General features: G+C 69.8%; 19 protein-coding genes. 6 read left to right on the top strand and 13 right to left on the bottom strand.

The features are described from left to right. Positions 1 to 48: 48 nt before the first annotated feature. From ACQ66R_RS09385 to ACQ66R_RS09350, 8 genes are all read right to left on the bottom strand, one after another. Positions 49 to 984: a glycosyltransferase family 2 protein gene (locus ACQ66R_RS09385; protein WP_430421329.1), complete on the bottom strand. Its 936-nt coding sequence runs from the start codon at positions 982 to 984 to the stop codon at positions 49 to 51. Continuing rightward, positions 984 to 2,924, bottom strand: coding sequence for a threonine--tRNA ligase (gene thrS, locus ACQ66R_RS09380; RefSeq protein ID WP_430421327.1), 1,941 nt, complete (start codon positions 2,922 to 2,924; stop codon positions 984 to 986). Before thrS ends, ACQ66R_RS09385 begins: the two co-directional genes overlap by 1 nt. Beyond that, positions 2,921 to 3,238 (bottom strand): membrane protein insertion efficiency factor YidD, encoded by a 318-nt coding sequence (gene yidD / locus ACQ66R_RS09375; RefSeq protein WP_430421325.1) that lies wholly within the window; start codon positions 3,236 to 3,238, stop codon positions 2,921 to 2,923. The genes thrS and yidD overlap by 4 nt, the downstream gene beginning before the upstream one ends. Positions 3,239 to 3,631: 393 nt before the next feature. Continuing rightward, positions 3,632 to 4,300: a hypothetical protein gene (locus ACQ66R_RS09370; RefSeq protein ID WP_430421324.1), complete on the bottom strand. Its 669-nt coding sequence runs from the start codon at positions 4,298 to 4,300 to the stop codon at positions 3,632 to 3,634. A gap of 220 nt (positions 4,301 to 4,520) precedes the next feature. After that, positions 4,521 to 4,811, bottom strand: coding sequence for a hypothetical protein (locus tag ACQ66R_RS09365; protein WP_421937247.1), 291 nt, complete (start codon positions 4,809 to 4,811; stop codon positions 4,521 to 4,523). 5 nt (positions 4,812 to 4,816) lie between these two features. Beyond that, on the bottom strand, positions 4,817 to 5,257 hold the full coding sequence (locus ACQ66R_RS09360) for an iron-sulfur cluster assembly scaffold protein (RefSeq protein WP_430421321.1): 441 nt from the start codon (positions 5,255 to 5,257) through the stop codon (positions 4,817 to 4,819). 36 nt (positions 5,258 to 5,293) lie between these two features. Next, positions 5,294 to 6,547, bottom strand: coding sequence for an aminotransferase class V-fold PLP-dependent enzyme (locus tag ACQ66R_RS09355; protein WP_430421319.1), 1,254 nt, complete (start codon positions 6,545 to 6,547; stop codon positions 5,294 to 5,296). A 12-nt stretch (positions 6,548 to 6,559) separates the two neighbouring features. Continuing rightward, positions 6,560 to 8,791, bottom strand: coding sequence for a sulfatase-like hydrolase/transferase (locus tag ACQ66R_RS09350; RefSeq protein ID WP_430421317.1), 2,232 nt, complete (start codon positions 8,789 to 8,791; stop codon positions 6,560 to 6,562). 142 nt (positions 8,792 to 8,933) lie between these two features. Between ACQ66R_RS09350 and ACQ66R_RS09345 the strand changes: the two genes are divergently transcribed. Further along, entirely contained in the window at positions 8,934 to 10,004 is a 1,071-nt protein-coding gene (locus ACQ66R_RS09345; protein ID WP_430421315.1) for a sensor histidine kinase, read from the top strand. Here the strand turns inward: ACQ66R_RS09345 and ACQ66R_RS09340 are convergent. Together ACQ66R_RS09340 and cysS are read right to left on the bottom strand one after the other, a co-directional pair. Then, positions 10,001 to 10,573: an SRPBCC family protein gene (locus tag ACQ66R_RS09340; protein WP_430421313.1), complete on the bottom strand. Its 573-nt coding sequence runs from the start codon at positions 10,571 to 10,573 to the stop codon at positions 10,001 to 10,003. The two genes, ACQ66R_RS09345 and ACQ66R_RS09340, sit on opposite strands and share 4 nt — an antisense overlap. Before the next feature lie 2 nt (positions 10,574 to 10,575). Continuing rightward, positions 10,576 to 12,000: a cysteine--tRNA ligase gene (cysS, locus tag ACQ66R_RS09335; protein WP_430421311.1), complete on the bottom strand. Its 1,425-nt coding sequence runs from the start codon at positions 11,998 to 12,000 to the stop codon at positions 10,576 to 10,578. Between the two features lie 165 nt (positions 12,001 to 12,165). Between cysS and folE the strand changes: the two genes are divergently transcribed. Beyond that, positions 12,166 to 12,795 carry a GTP cyclohydrolase I FolE gene (gene folE / locus ACQ66R_RS09330; protein ID WP_430421309.1) on the top strand — a complete coding sequence of 210 codons (630 nt, stop codon included), beginning with the start codon at positions 12,166 to 12,168 and terminating at the stop codon, positions 12,793 to 12,795. 70 nt (positions 12,796 to 12,865) lie between these two features. Here folE and ACQ66R_RS09325 read toward each other — a convergent pair whose 3' ends face one another. After that, the gene (locus tag ACQ66R_RS09325; protein ID WP_430421307.1) at positions 12,866 to 14,086 is read right to left on the bottom strand and encodes an amidohydrolase family protein; all 1,221 of its coding nucleotides are present in this window, start codon (positions 14,084 to 14,086) and stop codon (positions 12,866 to 12,868) included. A gap of 73 nt (positions 14,087 to 14,159) precedes the next feature. Continuing rightward, positions 14,160 to 15,014 carry a DUF817 domain-containing protein gene (locus ACQ66R_RS09320; RefSeq protein ID WP_430421305.1) on the bottom strand — a complete coding sequence of 285 codons (855 nt, stop codon included), beginning with the start codon at positions 15,012 to 15,014 and terminating at the stop codon, positions 14,160 to 14,162. A 90-nt stretch (positions 15,015 to 15,104) separates the two neighbouring features. On the opposite strand from ACQ66R_RS09320, the gene hisI reads away from it, so the two are divergent. From hisI to ACQ66R_RS09300, 4 genes are read left to right on the top strand one after another with little or no spacing between them, the layout of a single operon-like run. Further along, the gene (hisI, locus tag ACQ66R_RS09315; protein ID WP_430421303.1) at positions 15,105 to 15,500 is read left to right on the top strand and encodes a phosphoribosyl-AMP cyclohydrolase; all 396 of its coding nucleotides are present in this window, start codon (positions 15,105 to 15,107) and stop codon (positions 15,498 to 15,500) included. Beyond that, positions 15,497 to 16,126, top strand: a complete 630-nt coding sequence (locus ACQ66R_RS09310; RefSeq protein ID WP_430421301.1) for a LysE family translocator — start codon at positions 15,497 to 15,499, stop codon at positions 16,124 to 16,126. The genes hisI and ACQ66R_RS09310 overlap by 4 nt, the downstream gene beginning before the upstream one ends. A gap of 14 nt (positions 16,127 to 16,140) precedes the next feature. Further along, complete coding sequence (locus ACQ66R_RS09305; protein ID WP_430421299.1) at positions 16,141 to 16,569, top strand: hypothetical protein; 429 nt, start codon at positions 16,141 to 16,143, stop codon at positions 16,567 to 16,569. Next, the gene (locus ACQ66R_RS09300; protein ID WP_430421297.1) at positions 16,566 to 17,246 is read left to right on the top strand and encodes an HTTM domain-containing protein; all 681 of its coding nucleotides are present in this window, start codon (positions 16,566 to 16,568) and stop codon (positions 17,244 to 17,246) included. Before ACQ66R_RS09305 ends, ACQ66R_RS09300 begins: the two co-directional genes overlap by 4 nt. Here ACQ66R_RS09300 and ACQ66R_RS09295 read toward each other — a convergent pair. After that, complete coding sequence (locus ACQ66R_RS09295; protein ID WP_430421294.1) at positions 17,243 to 18,889, bottom strand: alkaline phosphatase D family protein; 1,647 nt, start codon at positions 18,887 to 18,889, stop codon at positions 17,243 to 17,245. The two genes, ACQ66R_RS09300 and ACQ66R_RS09295, sit on opposite strands and share 4 nt — an antisense overlap.

Below are 18,889 nucleotides of genomic sequence, written 5' to 3'. Positions count from 1 at the left end.
TACGTCAGAATCGGTCGCTTACCTGCCCTTCGCACAAGGGGGCGAGCGTCAACGCTTCTTCAGCCGCCGCATCAGCGGCCGCGCGACGGCGGCGGCGATGACGACGGGGCCCAGGACCAGGGCGGCGAGGTGGCCGCTGAGGTTGGCGCCGGCGCGCTTGCGGAAGTAGCGGGCCAGGCCCACGCCCTTATGGAATTCGACCTTCAGCGGGCTGGTCTGGCTGGTGCCGCCGATATGGACCACCTCGGCTTTGGGGTGGAACAGGACCTTGCCGCCGGCCTCGCGGACGCGCCAACAGAGGTCGACGTCCTCGACGTGCAGGAAGTAGCCCTCGTCGAAGCCGCCGACGGCGTCGAAGTCCGCGCGCCGCATGCAGAAGCAGGCGCCGGAGATGGTGGGGGCGGGCGCCACCTGGTCGGGCAGGGCGTCCTGTTCCCAGTGCACCTCGAAACGGCCCCAGGCGGGCACGGCCTTGGCCAGGCCGCTCAGCGAGAGCAGGGCGCTGATGGGCGTGATTTCGCCGCGCCGGGCGCCGCGCTGTTCGGTGCGGTCGGGGTTCAGCACGCGGCCGCCCACGATGGACGGCGTCGGCTGGCCGTCGATCTCGCGCACCAGCGCGGCCACGCAGCCGGGCTGCAGGAAGGCGTCGGGGTTCAGGAAGACGAGATGGTCGCCCTTGGCCGTCCGCGCGCCCAGGTTGGCGCCCTTGGCGAAGCCCACGTTGCCGTGGCCCGTGACCAGCACCACGCGGCCATCCTGGGCGGCCAGCGCCCGCAGGCGTTCGAGCTGGACCGGCGCCGAGCCGTTGTCGACCACGACCAGCTCGTCCACCAGCGGATCGGCGAGCACGCAGGCGAGGCTCTGCTCGAGAGCCTCGCCCGTCATGTAGACCACCATCACCACGGACACGCTGCGGCGGGGCCGCAGGGAGTCCGCACTCGACGCCGGCGAAGCGGCGACGATCGGTGTGGCGATACCGTTCATCAGGCCTCCAACCCGCCCTTACGCCGAACATCCGGCGCTTGGGCCTCCAAGGCAAGGACGTTGCAGGCCTCGTCCAACCCCAGGATCTGCTGACCGTCGGAGCCCAGGCGGCGCAACGCGACCTTGCCTTCTTCCGCCTCGCGGCGGCCGACGACGGCGATGATCGGCGTCTTGGCCAGGCTGTGTTCGCGGACCTTGTAGTTGATCTTCTCGTTGCGAAGGTCGGTCTCGACGCGGAGGCCCGCGGCGCGGAGCTGCGCCGCCGCCTTGCGCGCGAAGTCGTCGGCATCGGAGGTGATCGTGGCCACCACCACCTGCACCGGCGACAGCCAGAGCGGGAAGGCGCCGGCGTAGTTCTCGATCACCACGCCGATGAAGCGTTCGAACGAGCCCAGGATCGCCCGGTGCAGCATGACCGGCTTGTGCTTCTGGCCATCCTCGCCGACGAACTCGGCGCCGAGGCGCTCAGGCAGCACGTAGTCGTTCTGGATCGTGCCGCACGTCCACGAGCGGCCGATGGCGTCCTTGAGCTGGAAGTCGAGCTTGGGCGCGTAGAAGGCGCCGTCGCCCTCGGCCACCACCGGCTCGACCCCGGCCTTGCGGGCGGCGTCCAGCAGCTGGTTCTCGGCCATGTCCCAGAACTCATCCGTGCCGGCGCGCGGGCTGGGCCGCGTGCCCAGCGTGATGTGGTCGCGCGTCAGGCCGAAGTCCTCGTGGATGGACGTGGCGAGTTCGATGAAGGAGGCCACTTCGTCGACGATCTGATCCTCCCGGCAGAAGATGTGGGCGTCGTCCTGCGTGAAGGCGCGCACCCGCATCAACCCGTGAAGGGCCCCGGAAGGTTCATACCGATGGCACGCGCCGAATTCGGCCATGCGCAGCGGCAGGTCGCGGTAGCTCTTCTGGCCGAAGCTGAAGATCTGGATGTGGCCCGGGCAGTTCATCGGCTTGAGCGCCAGCTCCTCGCCCTCGACCGTCTCGCAGACGAACATGTTGGGCCGGTAGTTCTCCCAGTGACCCGACTTCTCCCAGAAGACGCGGTCCAGCACCTGCGGCGTGCGCACCTCGACGTAGCCGGCGTCCTCGAGGCGGCGACGCATGTAGGCCTCGACCGTGCGCCACAGCGTCAGGCCCTTCTCGTGCCAGAAGACCATGCCGCGGCCCTCTTCCTGCATGTGGAAGAGGTCCATCTGGCGGCCGATCTTGCGGTGATCGCGCTTCTCGGCTTCCTCGACACGCTTGAGGTAGGCCTCGAGGTCGGCCTCGTTGGCCCAGGCCGTGCCGTAGATGCGCTGGAGCATCGGGTTGTTGCTGTCGCCCCGCCAGTAGGCGCCCGCCAGCTTGGTCAGCTTGAACGCCTTGCCCGCCGCCTTCGTGGACGGCAGGTGCGGCCCGCGGCAGAGGTCCTTCCACTGGCCCTGGCGATAGACGCTGACCGCCTCGCCGGCGGGGATGCCGCCGATGATCTCGGCCTTGTAGTGCTCGCCGATGGACTTGAAGTGGGCGATGGCCTCGTCACGGTCCCACTCCTCGCGCACGATCGGCTCGTCGCGGTCGACGATCTGCTTCATGCGCTCTTCGATCTTCGCCAGGTCGTCCAGGCTGAACGGCTCGTCGCGGGCGAAGTCGTAGTAGAAGCCGTCGTCGATCGCAGGGCCGATGGTCACCTGCGTGCCGGGGAACAGCTCCTGCACCGCCTCGGCCAGGATGTGGCTGACGTCGTGGCGGATCGTCTCCAGCGCCTCAGGCGCCTCGCGCGACAGGATCTCGAACTTGCCGCCTTTGGCGAGCGGCCGGTCTACGTCCAGCAGTTCGCCGTCCAGCTTGATGAGGACGGCGCGCTTGGCCAGCGAGGGGGCGATCGAGGCCGCCACCTGCTTGCCCGTCGTCCCGGGCTCGTACTCGCGCTTCGAGCCGTCGGGGAAAATCAGGTCGATCATGGTTCTTCACACTTCCAATCGCGCGCCCCGGCCTGCCCTTCCATGGGCTCGGCCTTATGGCGCGTCAGTTTTCCCTTTGCGCCCCTCCGGGGCGACGGCGGCGGCGGGTCCCAGCCCGCACCGCCCCAGGGATGACATCTGCACAGCCTGCGCACCGTGAGGACCGTTCCTCGCACAGGGCCGTGGCCGATCAGGGCTTCCGCGGCGTACTCCGAGCACGTCGGAGCAAACCGGCAGGACCGCCCGATCAGCGGCGACAGCGTCCATTTGTAGGCCTTGAGGAGCCCACGGACGCATCTCTCGTAGAAGCTCATGCCGGCTGCGGTCTTGCGATTGCAGGCCCGGGCTTACGCCCAGAACCCCGAGAGGTTCAAGCCGCGCCGGCGGTAGTAGTTCGCGTTCCAGCCGTCAGCGCCGGCGCAAACGTCCGGGCGACCAGGGCGGCGATGTCCATCTGGCGAACCATGCGGGGGCAGGTATCACAGGCGGGGTGAAAACGGAACCTTCCGGGTTTGGAGCGGGAAAGACACGGGGGCGCTGGGCCTCGGACGCCGTGCGCGCCGCAGGCGCTGTTTGGATTCAACCACGAAATACACGAAATACACGAAAGGGCATGAGGCGGCCCGCGGGCGGCGGGAGCCGGCTCGCTTTCGTGTATTTCGTGTATTTCGTGGTTTGGATTTAGGGCGCTTCGCGCGGGCGGCGCGTCAGCCGGAGGGGCGCCAGGGCGGTTTCGCGGGACGCGCCGGGGTGTGATCCGGGGCCATGGGCCGCAGGCCGGCGGTGAAGGCGCGGGCGGCGGCGTTGGCGGCGGCGATGTCTTCGGGTGTGGCGGGTTCGGGGTCGGGGAAGAAGGTGGGGGCCGGCAGGTCTCGCCAGCGTTGGGCATAGTCGTCAGGCAGGCCCAGGGCCTTGCAGACGCGGCGGATGACGGCGTCGACGTCGTCCACGATCCAGTCGGGCTTTTCGGTCCAGTCGTCCACTTCGCGGTCGAAGCGGTGACACCAGTCGGTGTGGAGCTGCTCGTCGCCGTCGGCGGCGGCGGAGATCACCCGCTCGACGGCGTCCTGCACCTGCGCGGTGCGCTCATCGATGGCCTGATCCTGGATGTCTTGTGCGGAAGCGCGGGGCGCCTCGCGTTCGGCCCTGGCGCGCTCGGCCCGCAGCTTGCTGAGCAGGGCGAGCGTCTGGCGGAGTGACCGGGTCAGGCGGGTGTAGGCGCGGGCCAGGTCGGAGAGTTCGGCCACATCGTCGGTGGCGAGCGCCTTGTTGTGGAGGCGCTCGGCGAAGGCGAAGTCCATGCGGGCCGCGCGGGCCAGCAGCTGGTCTTCCTCGAAGATGTCGGGCGCGGGCTCGGACATGATCGGGAGTGGCACACGGCCCTACGACAAAAGCGGTCGTAGAACCGCGCCTCGCTTCCAACTTTTCTTTGAACGTCACGGCCGGGCCTGTCCCGGCCACCCAGAAGCGCCGCCGTTTCCGGAGAGGGCGCGGGCGGAAAGGTCCGGGCGCCTTGCGGCCAGCGCCTCGTATCTGGGTGGCCGGGACAGGCGCGGCCATGACGTTCTGGGGGGATGGCGGGTGCGGGAGGGGCCGCTAGCCCTTGGGCAGTTCGCGGATTTCGACGGTGCCGCCGGCTTCGTAGACCGGGTTGCCCTGCAACAGCTCGCGGGCGTCGGCCAGGGTGGCGGCGGTGACGCGGATGAAGCCCGAGATGTGGGCGGTGGGTTCGGGGGCGTCGCCCGACTTCTTCACGCAGCAGCCCTGGCCGATGGAGCTGCCGCCCTGGAAGACGCCGGCTTCGCGCAGGCGCGACAGGTACGGGTCCCAGTCCAGTCCGTCGCCGCCCGCCGCGTCGTCATGATGGAGGAAGATGAAATCCCGCATGCCGTCTATCGCTCTCCACCACTCACGATCGCGTTCTTCACCGCCTCGGCCGCCGCCTCGAAGGCGAGCAGGGTCGAGGTGTGACGGGCCGGATAATCCTTCACCGGAGCCAGCAACGCCAGTTCGGCGAAGCGGCCTTCGGGCGCGGGGCCATCCGCCTTCAGCATCGCCCGGAACGCATCACGGGTGGTCTCGATTTCCGCGAGGCTGGCGCCGATCACGTGCGCGCCCAGCACCGCCGCCGACGCCTGGCCCAGCGCGCAGGCCTTCACGTCCTGAGCGAAGTCGGCGACCCGATCGCCCTCGACCTTCACATCGACCGTGACGCGGCTGCCGCACAGCTTGGAGACCTTTTCCGACGTGGCGTCGGGATCGGCCAGCCGTCCCACCCGCGGCAGGTTCGCCGCGAGCTTGAGAAGCCTCGCCGAGTAGAGGTCGTCGATCATGGCCCCTAGGTCGGGGTTCGGGGCGCCGAAGTCAAATCAGGCTTTCGCCAGGTCGCGAAGCGCGGCCGTCAGGGCGTCCATCTGGGCAGCGGTGTTCACGAAGGACGGCGAGACCCGGATACAGCAGCCCTTGGCCACGCCGGCGCGTTCGACGGTGAAGATCCGATAGCGCTCGAAGAGCCGCGCCCGGAGCGCGCGGTTGTCGTCCATGCTGGTCCGCCCGGTTAGGCGGAACGAGGTGATGCCGGCGTGCAGGGCCGGATCGGGCGGCGTCAGCACCTCGACGCCGGGATGGCCGCGGATCGCCTCGGCCCAGCGGTCGCGCAGGTAGCGCAGGCGGCGCGCCTTGGGGCCCAGGCCGATCGCCTCATGCGCGGCGATGGCGTCGGGCACGGTCAGCATGGCGGCGAAGTTCACGGTGCCGGTGTGGACCCGCGCGTCGATGCGCGGGTTGCTCGGCGCCTCCAGGATCGAGACGTCGATGTCGGGGATACGGTCCTTCTTGATGTAGACCACGCCCACGCCCACCGGCGCGCCGATCCACTTGTGCAGGCCCAGCCCCGCGAACTCGACGCCAAGGTCGCGCAGCGTGAACTCGGTCTGGCCCAGGGCGTGGCCGCTATCCAGCAGCACGTCGACGCCGCGCGCCTTGGCCAGCGCCACGATCTCCTTCACCGGCGGGACCAGTCCCGTGCGGTTGCTGAGGTGGGTGAGCAGCATCAGCCGCACGTCGGGGTTGGCGGCAAGCGCGCGCTCATAGGCGTCGATGAGGTTCTGGCGGCTGGCGGGTTCCGGCAGGTCGATACGGACCACGCGCACGCCGCGCACCCGCTCCAGCGCCGCCATGCTGGTCTTCATGCTGTCGTAGTCGAGGTCGGCGTACAGCACCGCGTCGCCGGGCTTCAGCCGGTTGTAGCCGCCGATCAGGGTGACCATCGACTCGGTGCCGCCGCGGGTGAAGGCGATCTCGTCGGCGTCGACCTGCAGCAGCTTCGCGCAGCGGGCCCGCACCGTCTCGAGGTCGGCGTTGTAGGCGTCGCGGGCGTAGATCGAGGTCTCGCGATTGACGCGCAGGATGTTGCGCTCGAACGCGGCGCGGGTGGAACGCGCCATGGCGCCGAAGTAGCCGTTCTCGAGCTGGATCACGCCGGGCGGCGGCGGGTCGAACAGGGTCGCGACCTTGGCCCAGTAGGCCTCGTCGTCCGCCCGCGCGTCGGCCGCCAGGGCCATCCCGCCGACCGCAGGCGCCGCGCCGGCGGCGGCCAGGATCGTGCGGCGGGACAGGTCCATGGCGGGCTCCGGCTATTGGCGCGCCATCTCCGCCTCGCCCACCGCATCGCCGTCAAGCGTCTGGTCGTCGGCCAGGTTCACGGTGACCTTCTTCAGCACCCCGGTGAACGAAAACGGGGCAGGGTAGTCCGCGACCGGGCTGCCGCGATCCAGGCCGATGTCGAGGCCGGACCACGAGATCAGGGTGACGAAGCCGGTGGTGGCGGTGACGCTGCCCGCGGGCTGGCCATCGATGGTCAGCGTGAAGGTGCGCGGGCCTTCGTCGCTGCGCCGGGCCGAGACGCCCAGGCGGGTGGCGTTGGGCGGGACCGGGCGGTCCGAGCTGACGGTGGTCTTCTGGCCGCCGATGTTCAGGGTGTGATGCAGCCGGCCGTCCTTGAGGTAGAGGCTGTAGCCGCTGGTGGCGTCGCCGTGGGCCAGCAGGACGCCCTCCTCGCCGCCGGTCAGCGCCACGTGGGCCTCGATCACATAGCTGCGCGCCCGCACGTCAGGCGCCACGTCGGTGGGCAGGTGGCCCATGCCGGCGTGGAAGACGAAGCGCGACCGGCTGGCGCGGAACCGTTCCGAGTTCTCGGCGAAGCGGGGCCCGAAGCGGTCGTCCAGCGGCAGCACGTTGTGGGCCTCGGCCATGGCCCACCACTCGTCGATCATGGCCTGCAGCTTCGCCGGCTCGCGCGCGGCGAAGTCGTCGGTCTCGGAGAAGTCCTTGTCGAGGTGGAACAGCTCCCACCTGTCGTTGTCGAAGGGCGTCCCGGGCGGGTGGAACGCGACGGCCTTCCAGCCGTCCTTCCAGAGGCCGCGGTGGCCGAACATCTCGAAGTACTGCGGCTTCGTCCGCGCCGGCGCGGCCCGGTCGGTCAGGGCGGCGGCGAAGCTCTCGCCCTCCAGCGGCATCTGGGCGACGCCCGCCACGTGCTCGGGCGGCTGGATGCCGATCAGGTCCAGCAGGGTCGGGACCAGGTCGCTGGCATGGGCGAAGCGGTCGCGCACCTCGCCGCGGGCGGGCAGCCCCTTGGGCCACGAGATGACCAGCGGATCGCGGATGCCGCCGCCATGGGTGTTCTGCTTGTAGCGGCGCAGCGGCGTGTTGGACGCCATCGCCCAGCCCTGCGGGAAGTTGGAGTGGGTGTCGGGCCCGCCGATGTCGTCGATCCGGGCCAGCTTCTCCTCCATCGGCTCACCGCGGAAGTTGAAGGGGCCCATGGCGTTGACGAAGCCCAGGGGGCCGCCTTCCTGCGACGCGCCGTTGTCGCTGAGGATGAGGATCAGGGTGTCGTCGCGCACGCCGGCCCGCTCGAGGAAGTCGAACAGGCGGCCCAGGTGCTGGTCGGTGTGGTCCAGCATGGCGGCGAACGCGCTCTGCAGACGGGTGAAGACCCGGCGCTCGTCGTCGGAATAGCTCTCCCAGGGCCGGATGCCCTCGTTGCGCTCGGGCAGGCGGGTGTCGCGCGGCACGATGCCCAGCGCCTTCTGGCGCGCCAGCCGGCGCTCGCGCTCGGCGTCCCAGCCGCCCTCGAAGACCTCGTCGTAGCTCTTGATCAGGTCGGCCGGCGCCTGGTGGGGCGCGTGGCAGGCGCCGGGGGCCAGCCAGAGCAGCCACGGCGTCTGGGGCGCGTCGGCCATGTGGTCGGCGAGGTAGCGGATCGACTGGTCGACCAGATCCTCGGTCAGGTGGTAGCCGGTCTCGAACGTGCCGGGCGGCGTGATCGGTGTGTTGTCGCGCACCAGCTCGGGCGAATACTGGTCGGTCTCGGCGTCCATGAAGCCGTAGAAGCGGTCGAAGCCGCGGCCCAGCGGCCACCCGTCGAAGGGCCCCGACGGGCCGGTCTCGGTCAGCGGCGTCACGTGCCACTTGCCCAGCATGTAGTTCCGATAGCCGTGCGGGCGCAGCATCTCGGGCAGGGTTCCGGCCTCCTTGGCGATCTTGCCGCGATAGCCGGGATAGCCACTGTCGAAGTTGGCCAGGCAGCCCACGCCCACCGAGTGATGGTTGCGCCCGGTGAGCAGGGCGGCCCGCGTGGTCGAGCACATGGCGGTGGTGTGGAAGCCGGCCATGCGCAGGCCCTGGGCGGCGACCTTGTCGATGTTGGGCGTGCGGATCGGCGAGCCGTAGCAGCCGAAGTCCGAGAAGCCGACGTCGTCGAACAGCACCACCAGGATGTTGGGCGCGCCTTTGGGCGGCTGCGGGGGCTCAGGCCACTGCGGCGTCGAGTCCGCCACCGTCCGTCCGATCCTGCCCGCCATGTCCCGTCTCCCTCGGTGTTCTCCAAAATATTGAACTAAAAAGTCAGAAACGCCAATGGCCCGTATGCGTTGGTTGTTGCTGGATCAGTCTCAGCCTGGGATTGCTAGGCGTGTCACGTCGACCCGGCCGGGGGGACCTTCGATGGGCCTATTCGACTCCGTTCGCTCGCTGTTCGAGACCGAGGCGCTCAGTCCGCACGGCATCTGCCTGCTCTGGCGACCCGAGCTGATCTGGACCCATGCGATCTCGGACCTGCTGATCGGCGTCGCCTATTTCTCGATTCCGCTGGCGCTGGGCGTGTTCCTGTACCACCGCCGGGACGTCCGCTTCAGCTGGGCGATCTGGCTGTTCGTGGCCTTCATCATGCTGTGCGGCGTCACCCACTTCATGATGATCTGGACGCTGTGGAACCCGGACTACGGGGTCGAGGCGATCATCAAGGCGGCGACGGCGGCGGCGTCGCTGGTGACCGCGGCGGCGCTCTGGCCGCTGCTGCCCAAGGCTATCGCGCTGCCGTCGACGGCGGCGTTGCAGGCCGGGCTGGCCGAACGCGACGCGGCGCTCGAGGAGCTGCGCACGGCGATGAAGACGATGATGGAGATGCGCGTCCACGAGGCGCGCCAGAAGCTGCTGCTGGACGAGCTGAACCACCGCGTGAAGAACACGCTGGCTTCGGTGCAGTCGGTGGCGGTGCAGACGCTCTCGGACACGCGCGATCCGGACACCGCGCGCAACCTGTTCATCGAGCGGCTGATGGCGCTGTCGTCGACGCACAACTTGTTGGTGACGCGCGAATGGGAGAGCGCCTCGTTTCGCGAGCTGGTCGAGGCGACGCTGCGGCCCTACGGGCGACCCTACGGCATGGCGGGCGAGGACCTCCGCCTCGACGCCAACCTGGCGGTGAGCCTAGGGATGGCGCTGCACGAGCTGGCCACCAACGCGGTGAAGCACGGGGCCTGGCTGGGCGAGGGGCGGGTGGACATCGACGTGGGCCTAGACGGCGATCAGGCCCTGACCATCGTCTGGCGCGAGAGCGGCGGCCCGCCGGTGCCGCCCCCCACGCGGCGCGGCTTCGGGTCACGCCTGCTGGAGCGCGGCGTGGCCATGGAGGTGCACGGACAGGTGGACCTGGACTTCCAGGAGGCCGGGCTGGTCTGCACGATCCATGCGCCGGCGAGCGAGCGGATGCAGGTGATGAAGTCTGTGGCCTAGGGGCGGCGCCGCGCCCACTCGGTTTCGGCGCGTTCCTTGAGGGCCTGGTTCATGGCCTGGAAGCCGCGACGGACCACGCGGCCCACGCGCTTGCCCAGCGAGGGGCCCATGAAGCCGCCGAAGATCTCGCCGTTGTCGACGATGCAGCCCGACGCGGAGACGGGCGAGATCTCGATATAGCGCAGGGTCTTGATGAGGCCGCCCATCATGGTCAGCCGCCAGTGCAGCTGTTCGTTGGGCACCCACTCCAGCACCTTGGGCTTCAGTTCCTGGACGGGCTGGTCGGGGAGGGCCAGGGAGACCGTCAGGATCTCGCCGATGCGGATCTGGCCCTCGGCCTTGGGATAGGTGGGGTTCCACTCGCTCCAACGACCAAGGTCATAGACGACGTCCCAGATCACCTCGGCCGGCGCCTGGATGCCGATCCGGTCCTCGACCCGCAGGCCCGATGGGGGCTTGGGCGGCGGCGGCCGGCCCTCGGTCCTCAGGTTCATGATCTGGGGGCCCATGCCGCCCTTCCGGCCGCCGGGCTTGGCCAGAAGGTCGGGGCCGGACTTGAAGGGGCTCATGCCTACTCCTTGATCCGCCATGTGGCGCCGGTGGGGCCGTCCATAACCTCCACATTGAGCGCGGCGAGTTCGCCGCGAATGCGGTCGGCTTCGGGCCAATTCTTGGCGGCGCGGGCGGTGTGCCGGTCGGCGATGAGGGCCTCGACGCGGGACTTCAGGTCGTCGTCCGCGCCGCTCTGGAACCAGGACTGCGGGTCGGCGGTCAGGAAGCCCATGAGGTTACCCGCCTCGACCAGCAGGCCGCGGCCGCTGGCGGCGGCCCGGGCGTCCTTGGCCATCACGGCCGCGCGGACCTTGTCAGCCAGCTGGAACAGGGCGGCGAAGGCGGCAGGCGTGTTGAGGTCGTCGTGTAGGGCGGCGCGCACGGCGGCGTGGTCGGCGGCGGCGGACGCGTTCTGCCAGCCGTCGGCCGACGGCTCGCCGGCCAGGAACCGGGCGGAGTCGTCCAGCACCCGGTAGAGCCGGTCCAGCGCGCTCTTGGCCTGCTCGATCAGGCTGTCGGTCCACTCCAGCTCCTGGCGGTAGTGGCCGGCCAGCAGCGCCCAGCGCAGGGCTTCGCCCGGATAGGACTTCAGGAGGTCGTGAGCGAGGGCGACGTTGCCCAGGCTCTTGCTCATCTTCTCCTCGCCCATGTTGAGGAAGCCGTTGTGCAGCCAGTAGTGGGCGTACTCGCGCTCGCCGTGGCCCGAGCAGACACCCTGGGCCAGTTCGTTCTCATGGTGCGGGAAGATCAGGTCGACGCCGCCGCCGTGGATGTCGATCGGCAGGCCCAGGGCCTCCTCGATCATGGCGGTGCACTCGATGTGCCAGCCGGGCCGGCCCTTGCCCCACGGGCTCTCCCACTCGGGCTCTCCGGGCTTGGACGGCTTCCAGAGCACGAAGTCGCGCGGGTCTTTCTTGTAGGGCGCGACGTCGACGCGAGCCCCGGCGATCAGGTCGTCCATGGGCTTCTTCGACAGCTTGCCGTAGTCGGCGAACGCCTGGGTGTCGAACAGCACATGGCCCTCGGCGGCGTAGGCGCCGTTGTTACGGATCAGGTCGCTGATCATCGAGATGATCGCGTCCATGGTCTCGGTGACCCGCGGCTGGAACGTGGGCCGCAGCGCCCCCAGCGCCGCGGCGTCGGCGTTGTAGGCGTCGAGATAGCGGTCGGTGATCGTGCGGATCGGCACGCCTTCGTCGGCGGCCTTCTTGTTGATCTTGTCGTCCACGTCCGTGACGTTGGCCGCATAGAGCACGGCGTGGTCGCCGTACGCGTCGCGCAGCACGCGGAACAGCAGGTCGAAGACCACCACGGGCCGGAAGTTGCCGATGTGGGCGAAGTTGTAGACCGTGGGCCCACAGACATACATCGTCACCCGGCTGGGATCCTTGGGGACGAAGGGCCGCTTCGAACGGCTCATGGTGTCGTAGAGGCTAAGGGTCATATCTCACGGTTACGCTGCGGAACGGTTGCCCAGGATGGGCTCGCGCCCATATACAGATCGCCCGGACGCGAGGCCAAGCGCCCAAGTCCGCAGTGAAGGGTGGCACGCGTAATCTCCGGGACCATCGTCCTGGCGCAACTCAGCCCTGGAAAGAAACGCTCTCTCATGGACGCTCCTGCCCGCGACCGAACCCTGATCGGGTCCGAGGACGGTACTCTTGAGCCCTTCAAGCGGCCCACCCGCGAAGAAGCTATGGACGCCGTGCGTACGCTGATCGCGTGGGCCGGCGATGATCCGCGCCGCGAAGGCGTGATCGACACGCCCAAGCGCGTCGTCGACGCCTACGGCGAATGGTTCGAGGGCTACAGGCTCGACCCGTCGAAGGAGCTGAGCCGCACGTTCGAGGACGTGCAGGGCTACGACGACATCGTCATGCTGCGCGAGATCGAGGTCGAGAGCCACTGCGAGCACCACATGGCGCCGTTCCTGGGCAAGGCCTACGTGGCCTATATGCCGACGAACCGCGTGGTGGGCATCTCCAAGCTGGCCAAGGTGGTCGAGATCTTCGCCCGCCGTCTCCAGACCCAGGAGACAATGACCCAACAGATCGCCGACGCCATCACCGACAGCCTGCGCCCGGCGGGCGTCGCGGTCCTGATCGACGCGGCGCACCAGTGCATGACCACCCGCGGCGTGCACCACCGTCACGTCTCGACGATCACCACCCAGTTCACCGGCGTCTTCAAGACCGACGCCACGCTGCGCCAGCGCTTCCTGGACTTCGTGAACCGGTAATCGGCGCCGCCGCTCGGCTCCCGCCCTGGCGCCCGCCGCCGGGCCGGGCGACCGCGGGGACGATCACGGTTCAGGGCCGGGCGTAGATCACCCGCCCGTCCCGGATCACCAGCCGGACCCGGCTCATGACGCCGACGTCCTGGGCCGGATCGCCGTCCACCACCACCAGATCGGCCGTCATTCCCTTGGCCAGGCGGCCCCGGCGGGCGTCGCCGAAGGCGCGCGCCGGCGCAGAGGTGAGGGAGTCCAGCAACCCGCGCCAGCCGAGGGCCTCGCGTATCAGCCGCATCTCGGCCGTCGTGTCGAAGTCGTCCGTGAAGCCCGCGTCCGTTCCGAACAGCACCACGCCGCCGGCCTGGGCCAACGCGCGCGCCTGCTGGACCGCGACCGCTGCGGGCGTCTGGGGATTGGCCGCCGCCTCGAACAGCGACAGCGTCGGGACCAGCGCAACCTTGCGCCTGGCGAGGCGCCGGGCGTCGTCCGCCGACCAGGAGCCCATCAGCGGGGCGGCGTGCGCCAGGACGTCGACGCCGTTCTCCACGGCGACCTCCAGGCCCCGGCGATCCGTGGGATGAGCGAAGGCCAGCACCCCCTTGCGATGGGCCGCCGTCGTGATCGCCCGGACGGCCTGCGGGCTCATGTAGGCCACCGCCTCGGCACCGCCCTGGATCGAGCCGGTGAACAGTTTCACCGCATCGGCGCCGGCGCGGACCTGGCGCTCGACGCGGGCGGCGGCGTCGGCGGGGCCCGCGATCTCGGCCGATGGCAGGTTGAAGGCCTGGTACAGGGGGCGGGCGTACACGGGCGTCGCGCCCGGGGGATAGAAGGGCTCGGCGACGCTGAGAAGACGCGGCCCCGTCACCCGACCTTCCGCCAGCCGGGCCTTGAGCGCGTTGGCCACCTCGGTCGTCGAGGCGAGATCGACGATGGTGGTGAAACCCCAGCGGGTGAAGTCGGCTTGCAGCTCGGCCTGGACCTCGGCGTCCGAGGCCGTCTCCACCTTCAGGAAGGCCGGCCGTGTCAGGTGGATGTGGTTGTTCCAGAAGCCGGCCATCACGCTGCCGCCCGGCTGGGACAGGATCCGATAGCGGGCGGGGATCGGCGTCGCCGCCCGGGCGCCCACCTGGACGATCCGCCCGCCGTCCACCAGGACGACGGCGTCCTCGATGGGCGCGGCGTCCGGCGCGGGAAAGGCGCGGACGCCGACGAGGGCCAGAGGCTGCGCCAGGGCCGGGACCGCGCCCAGGACCGCGGCCGCCATCGCCAGCCCGCCGAGCCATCGCCGTCGCATGCCTACGCCATCCCTTTGCACCCCGCGCCGGACCTAACGCCGATTCGTCGGCGGGGCGAGACCGAACCCCGCGTCAGTCGGGCGCCGGCGGCCGGGGCCGGTGGACGCACGAGACCAGTACGAAACTCAGCAGCATCAACAGATACCAGGCGCCCAGCTTGCCCAAGCCAACCGGCCGCCAGCCGGCGCGCTGGTCCGGATAGGTCCAGGCCGCGGCGAAGGTGCCGACGTTCTCGGCGATCCAGATGAACAGGGCGACCAATACGAAGCCCAGCAGAAGCGGCATGCGCCGCGGCGTCCGGTCGGGCGTGAACTGCACCCAGGTGCGCGCAAAGAGCATCACCGACAGCACGAACAGGACATTGCGGATGTCGGTCACATAGTGGTGCGTGAAGAAGTTCACGTAGGCGGCCACGGCCAGGAGCGCCGGGGCCCAGGGCGGCGGATACGCCACGAACCTGAACTCCATCAGCCGCCAGATGCGGGCGATGTACGAGCCGATGGCGGCGTACATGAAGCCTGAGAACAACGGCACGCCGCCGATCCGCAGGAGGCTGGTCTCAGGATAGATCCACGAGCCCTGGGCGGTCTTGAACACCTCCATGGCGGTGCCCACGACGTGGAAGACCAGGATCACCAGCGCCTCATCCCATCGTTCCAGGCGGGTGACGAGTAGGAAGACCTGCAGAGCGAGCGCGGCCAGGACCAGGAAATCGTAGCGGCTGAGCGCGAAATCCTCGGGCCACCAGAGACGCGTCGCGATCAACAGCGCCAACAGCGCCCCTCCGAACAGGCAGGCCCAGGCCTGCTTCAACCCGAACCGCAGGAACTCGTAGCCCCAGGCCCGCAGGCGACCGCGCTCGGCCCAGGGACGGGCGACGGCGTCGAAGGCCAGCAAGCGGCCCTTGGCCCAGGCATTGAGGCTCATGCCGGCGGTCGTAGACGGCGGGGGTCGAGTGCGTGTGCACGCCGCGCTGAAACCCGGTGCGCTTGTGGCGCGGCTGGGTCATATGGAGGGATGACCAGCAGCTTCCCGACCGCCCGCTCCGCCGAAGCCCTCGAGCAGGGCAACTCGCTCAGTCCGCGCTTCGACGCCAACGGCCTGATCGCCGCGGTGGCGACCCACGCCGAGACCGGCGAGGTGCTGATGCTGGCGTGGATGAACGAGGAGGCGCTGAAGCTCACGCTCTCCACCGGCGAGGCCCACTACTGGAGCCGCTCGCGCGGCGAACTCTGGCACAAGGGCGCGACCAGCGGGCAGGTGCAGGTGATCGACGAGATGCGCATCGACTGCGACCAGGACGCGGTCTGGCTGAAGGTGTTCCCGCAGGGCGACGGCGGGGCCTGCCACACCGGCGCGCGCTCGTGCTTCTACCGCGTGGTGGAAGGCGGCAAGCTGGTGAAGCGGCCGTGACGGTCGTCCAGGCGCTGTCGGCCTATGTGGTCGCCGCCGGCCTGCTGACGCTGACGCCAGGGCTGGACACCGCGCTGATCCTGAGGACGGCGGCGGTCGAGGGGCCGAAGCGCGCCGCGTTCGCCGCCCTGGGCATCAACATCGGCTGCCTGCTCTGGGGCGCGGCGGTGGCGCTTGGCCTGGGCGCGCTGCTGGCCGCTTCGACGCTGGCGTTCAACATCCTCAAGTGGGTCGGCGCGGCCTATCTGGTCTGGCTGGGCCTGAACCTGCTGCTGAAGCCGCGCGAGTCGTTCCAGCTGACGGCTCCAGCGGGCTTGATGACGGGCGGCGACGTGGCCTGGATGCGGCGAGGCTTCCTGACCAACCTGCTGAACCCCAAGGTCGGTGTCTTCTACGTCTCGTTCCTGCCCCAGTTCCTGCCGACGGGCGTGCAGGCCGCGCCCTTCATCTTCCTGCTGGCGGTGATCCACGTGGTCATCGGCAGCTGCTGGTCCGCGACCCTGATCCTGGCGACGCGGCCCATCGCCGGGGTCCTGCAACGCGCCGCGGTGGTGCGCTGGCTCGACCGGGTGACGGGCGGCCTGTTCCTGGCGTTCGGCGTGCGGCTGGCGCTGGAACGACGGTAGCGGCCCGCGCGGCGGTGATCCTGCGGCCCTTCGCCCTGCTGCTGCCGGCGCTGATCCCGTCGTGGAACTTCTTCGACGTCATCGCGCCGTCGCCGCGGATCGAGATCGCGCGGTTTGCTGCGCCGGACGATGCGCGCGCCTGGCATGAGTTCCGGCCTCGGCCGCAGCGCGTCTCGCCCTTGGAGATGGTGCGCCGGCTGGTCTGGAACCCGCGCTGGAACGAGACCCTGTTCCTGGTCAGCTGCGCCGAGCGGCTGGTCGACCACCCCACGCCCCACAGCGAGGACGAGATCTTCCGGCGGATCGCCGCCGACCTGATCCGCGAGCCCGGCGAGCCCTGGCTGGCGTTCCGGCTGGTGTTCGTCAGCCGCCAGGGCGAGGCGATCGAGCGCGAGGTGCTGTTCGAGGCGCAGCCGCGGCGGCTGGCGGAGCTGGTCCCGTGACGCTCGAAAGCGCGGTCCGCCTGACCGAAATCCTGCTGGCGCTGGCCCTCGTCCAGCAGAGCCTGGAGCATCTGCACGGACCACGGCGCGACCGGCTGCTGTTCGCCGGCCGGATCGGGCTGTGCGGGCTGGTGATCCTGGGGGTGGCGCAGCCCTGGCCGCTGGTGGGCCTGGCGGTCCTGTCGCTGGCCATCCTCCAACGCTACCAGGGGCCCTACAACGGCGGCAGCGACCGGATGGGACTGCTGGCGCTGTGGTGCCTGACGCTGGCCCGCGTCCTGCCCGAGCCGGCCTGGCGCGAGCTGGCGTTCGGTTACCTGGGCCTGCAACTGGTGCTCAGCTACGTCATCTCGGGCTGGGTGAAGGTGATCAACCACGACTGGCGCAGCGGCCGGGCGCTGGGCGACGTGTTCCGGTTCAGCGCCTATCCGGTGAGCGAAGACCTGCGCGCGTGGGCGGATCGGCCGCGCGTGCTGGCGGCGATGTCCTGGGCGGTGATGGGCTTCGAGCTGGCCATGCCGCTGACGCTGATCTCCCGCGAGACGCTGATCGCGGGCCTGGCGGTGGCAGCGGCCTTTCACCTCGCCAACGCCTGCCTGTTCGGGCTCAACCGCTTCTTCTGGACATGGCTCGCAGCCTATCCTGCGATCCTCTGGCTGCAGGCGCGGTTCTTCTAGACCTCGCTCAGCGCCGAGACGCCCTTGCCCTCTGGCCTGGCCTTGAAGCTCTTCACCATTTTGGTCTCGAAGCTCTTCGAGGTGATGGTCGAGACGGCGATCATGTCGGCGCGCGCCTCGGTGCGGGTGAGGGTGAGCAGCAGGTAGCCCTTCGAGACCTGGTCGTTGAAAACCACGTCCTTGTTGGCCTTGGCGATCAGGTCGCCGGCGTTGATGCCGGGCGACAGCTCGCCCGCGCCGGGGCTGGTGATCCCGGTCGTGCCGAACTCGCAGGCGACCCGCTGGCCCGAGGCGTCGTGCAGTTCGTTGGCCCAGAAGGCGTGGCTGTCGCCGGTCAGCACGATCGGGCGCGCGCCGCTCTTGCGGAACAGGCCGTAGACCCGCTCGCGGTCGGCGGGATAGCCGTCCCACATGTCGAGGCCGGCCGGCAGGCCCAGCGCATTGGCCGCCTCGTAGCGGCGCACCCGGCCTTGGGCCGAGGCGGAGATCGCCGCGTACTGCTCGGCGGTCAGCTCCTTCTTCGGGCTGGGGAACATGACGTGGGCCATGACCACCTCGTTGCCGATCACCTGCCAGGCGTGGCCGGCCTTGACCGAGCGGGCCAGCTCGCCGGCGACCCAGGCCTCCTGCTTTTCGCCCATCATCCGGCGCTTGGGGTCGGCCAGCTTGGCCTTCAGCTTCGTCAGATCGCGCTTGCCGTCGACCTCGGGGGCGTCGCCGTCGAGAGTGACCTGCTGGTCGCGGGCGGTCAGTCGGGTCTCGATCATGATCAGGCTGGCCAGGTCGCCGAAGTCGAAGCTGCGCATAGCCGCCTCGGCCAGGCCGCCGCTCGCCGGCTCGCGGATCGGCATCCACTCGAAGTAGGCCTTGAGCGCCGCGGCCTTGCGGGCCGTCCAGTCGCCTTCGGCGCCGGGCGTGTGGTTCTGGGCGCCCATCGAAAAGCTGTCGTTGGCGGTCTCGTGGTCGTCCCAGACGACGATCCAGGGGGCCTTGGCGTGGGCCGCCTGCAGGCCGGGGTCGGTCTTGTACTGCGCGTGCCGGCGGCGATAGTCGTCGAGGCTGACGATTTCGCGTGGCGGATCGTGCGGCCGCTCGGCGGCGACGGGCGAGTCCATGCCGTAGGTGCCCGGCCCGCCGTACTCGTAGATGTAGTCGCCCAGGTGGAGGACCGCGTCGATGCGCGGCGCGTCGGCGATGGCCTGGTAGGCGTTGAAGTAGCCGTTGGGGAACAGCGAGCACGAGGCGACCGCGAGGACCACGTCCTGGGTCGCGCCCTTGGGCAGGGTGCGCGTGCGCCCCATCGGCGACGTCACCCCGGCGGCCTCGAACGTGAAGGTGTAGGCGCGGCCGGCGTCGAGCCCCGTGACGTCGACCTTGACCGTGTAGTCCCGCGCCGGGCCGGTGACGCCGGAACCGCGCTTCGCGCCGCCGGCGCGGCGGTCTACGGGATTGAGTCTCCAGGTGTAGGCGATGTCGGCGCCGGGCTTTTCGGGCGTGATGCGCGTCCAGAGGATCACCCGATCCTGCCGGGGATCGCCCGAGGCGACGCCATGTTTGAAGCTCACGGTGGAGCTTTGTGCGGCCGCAGGCGTTGCAGCCCCCAGACCCAGCAGCGCCAGCGCCTTGCGACGGTCGATCCGCAT

The sequence above is a fragment of the Phenylobacterium sp. genome, assembly GCF_965284355.1.
Lineage (GTDB): Bacteria > Pseudomonadota > Alphaproteobacteria > Caulobacterales > Caulobacteraceae > Phenylobacterium.
The sequence above is the reverse complement of the archived record's forward strand: the minus strand, read 5'-3'. Positions and strand labels throughout refer to the sequence as shown.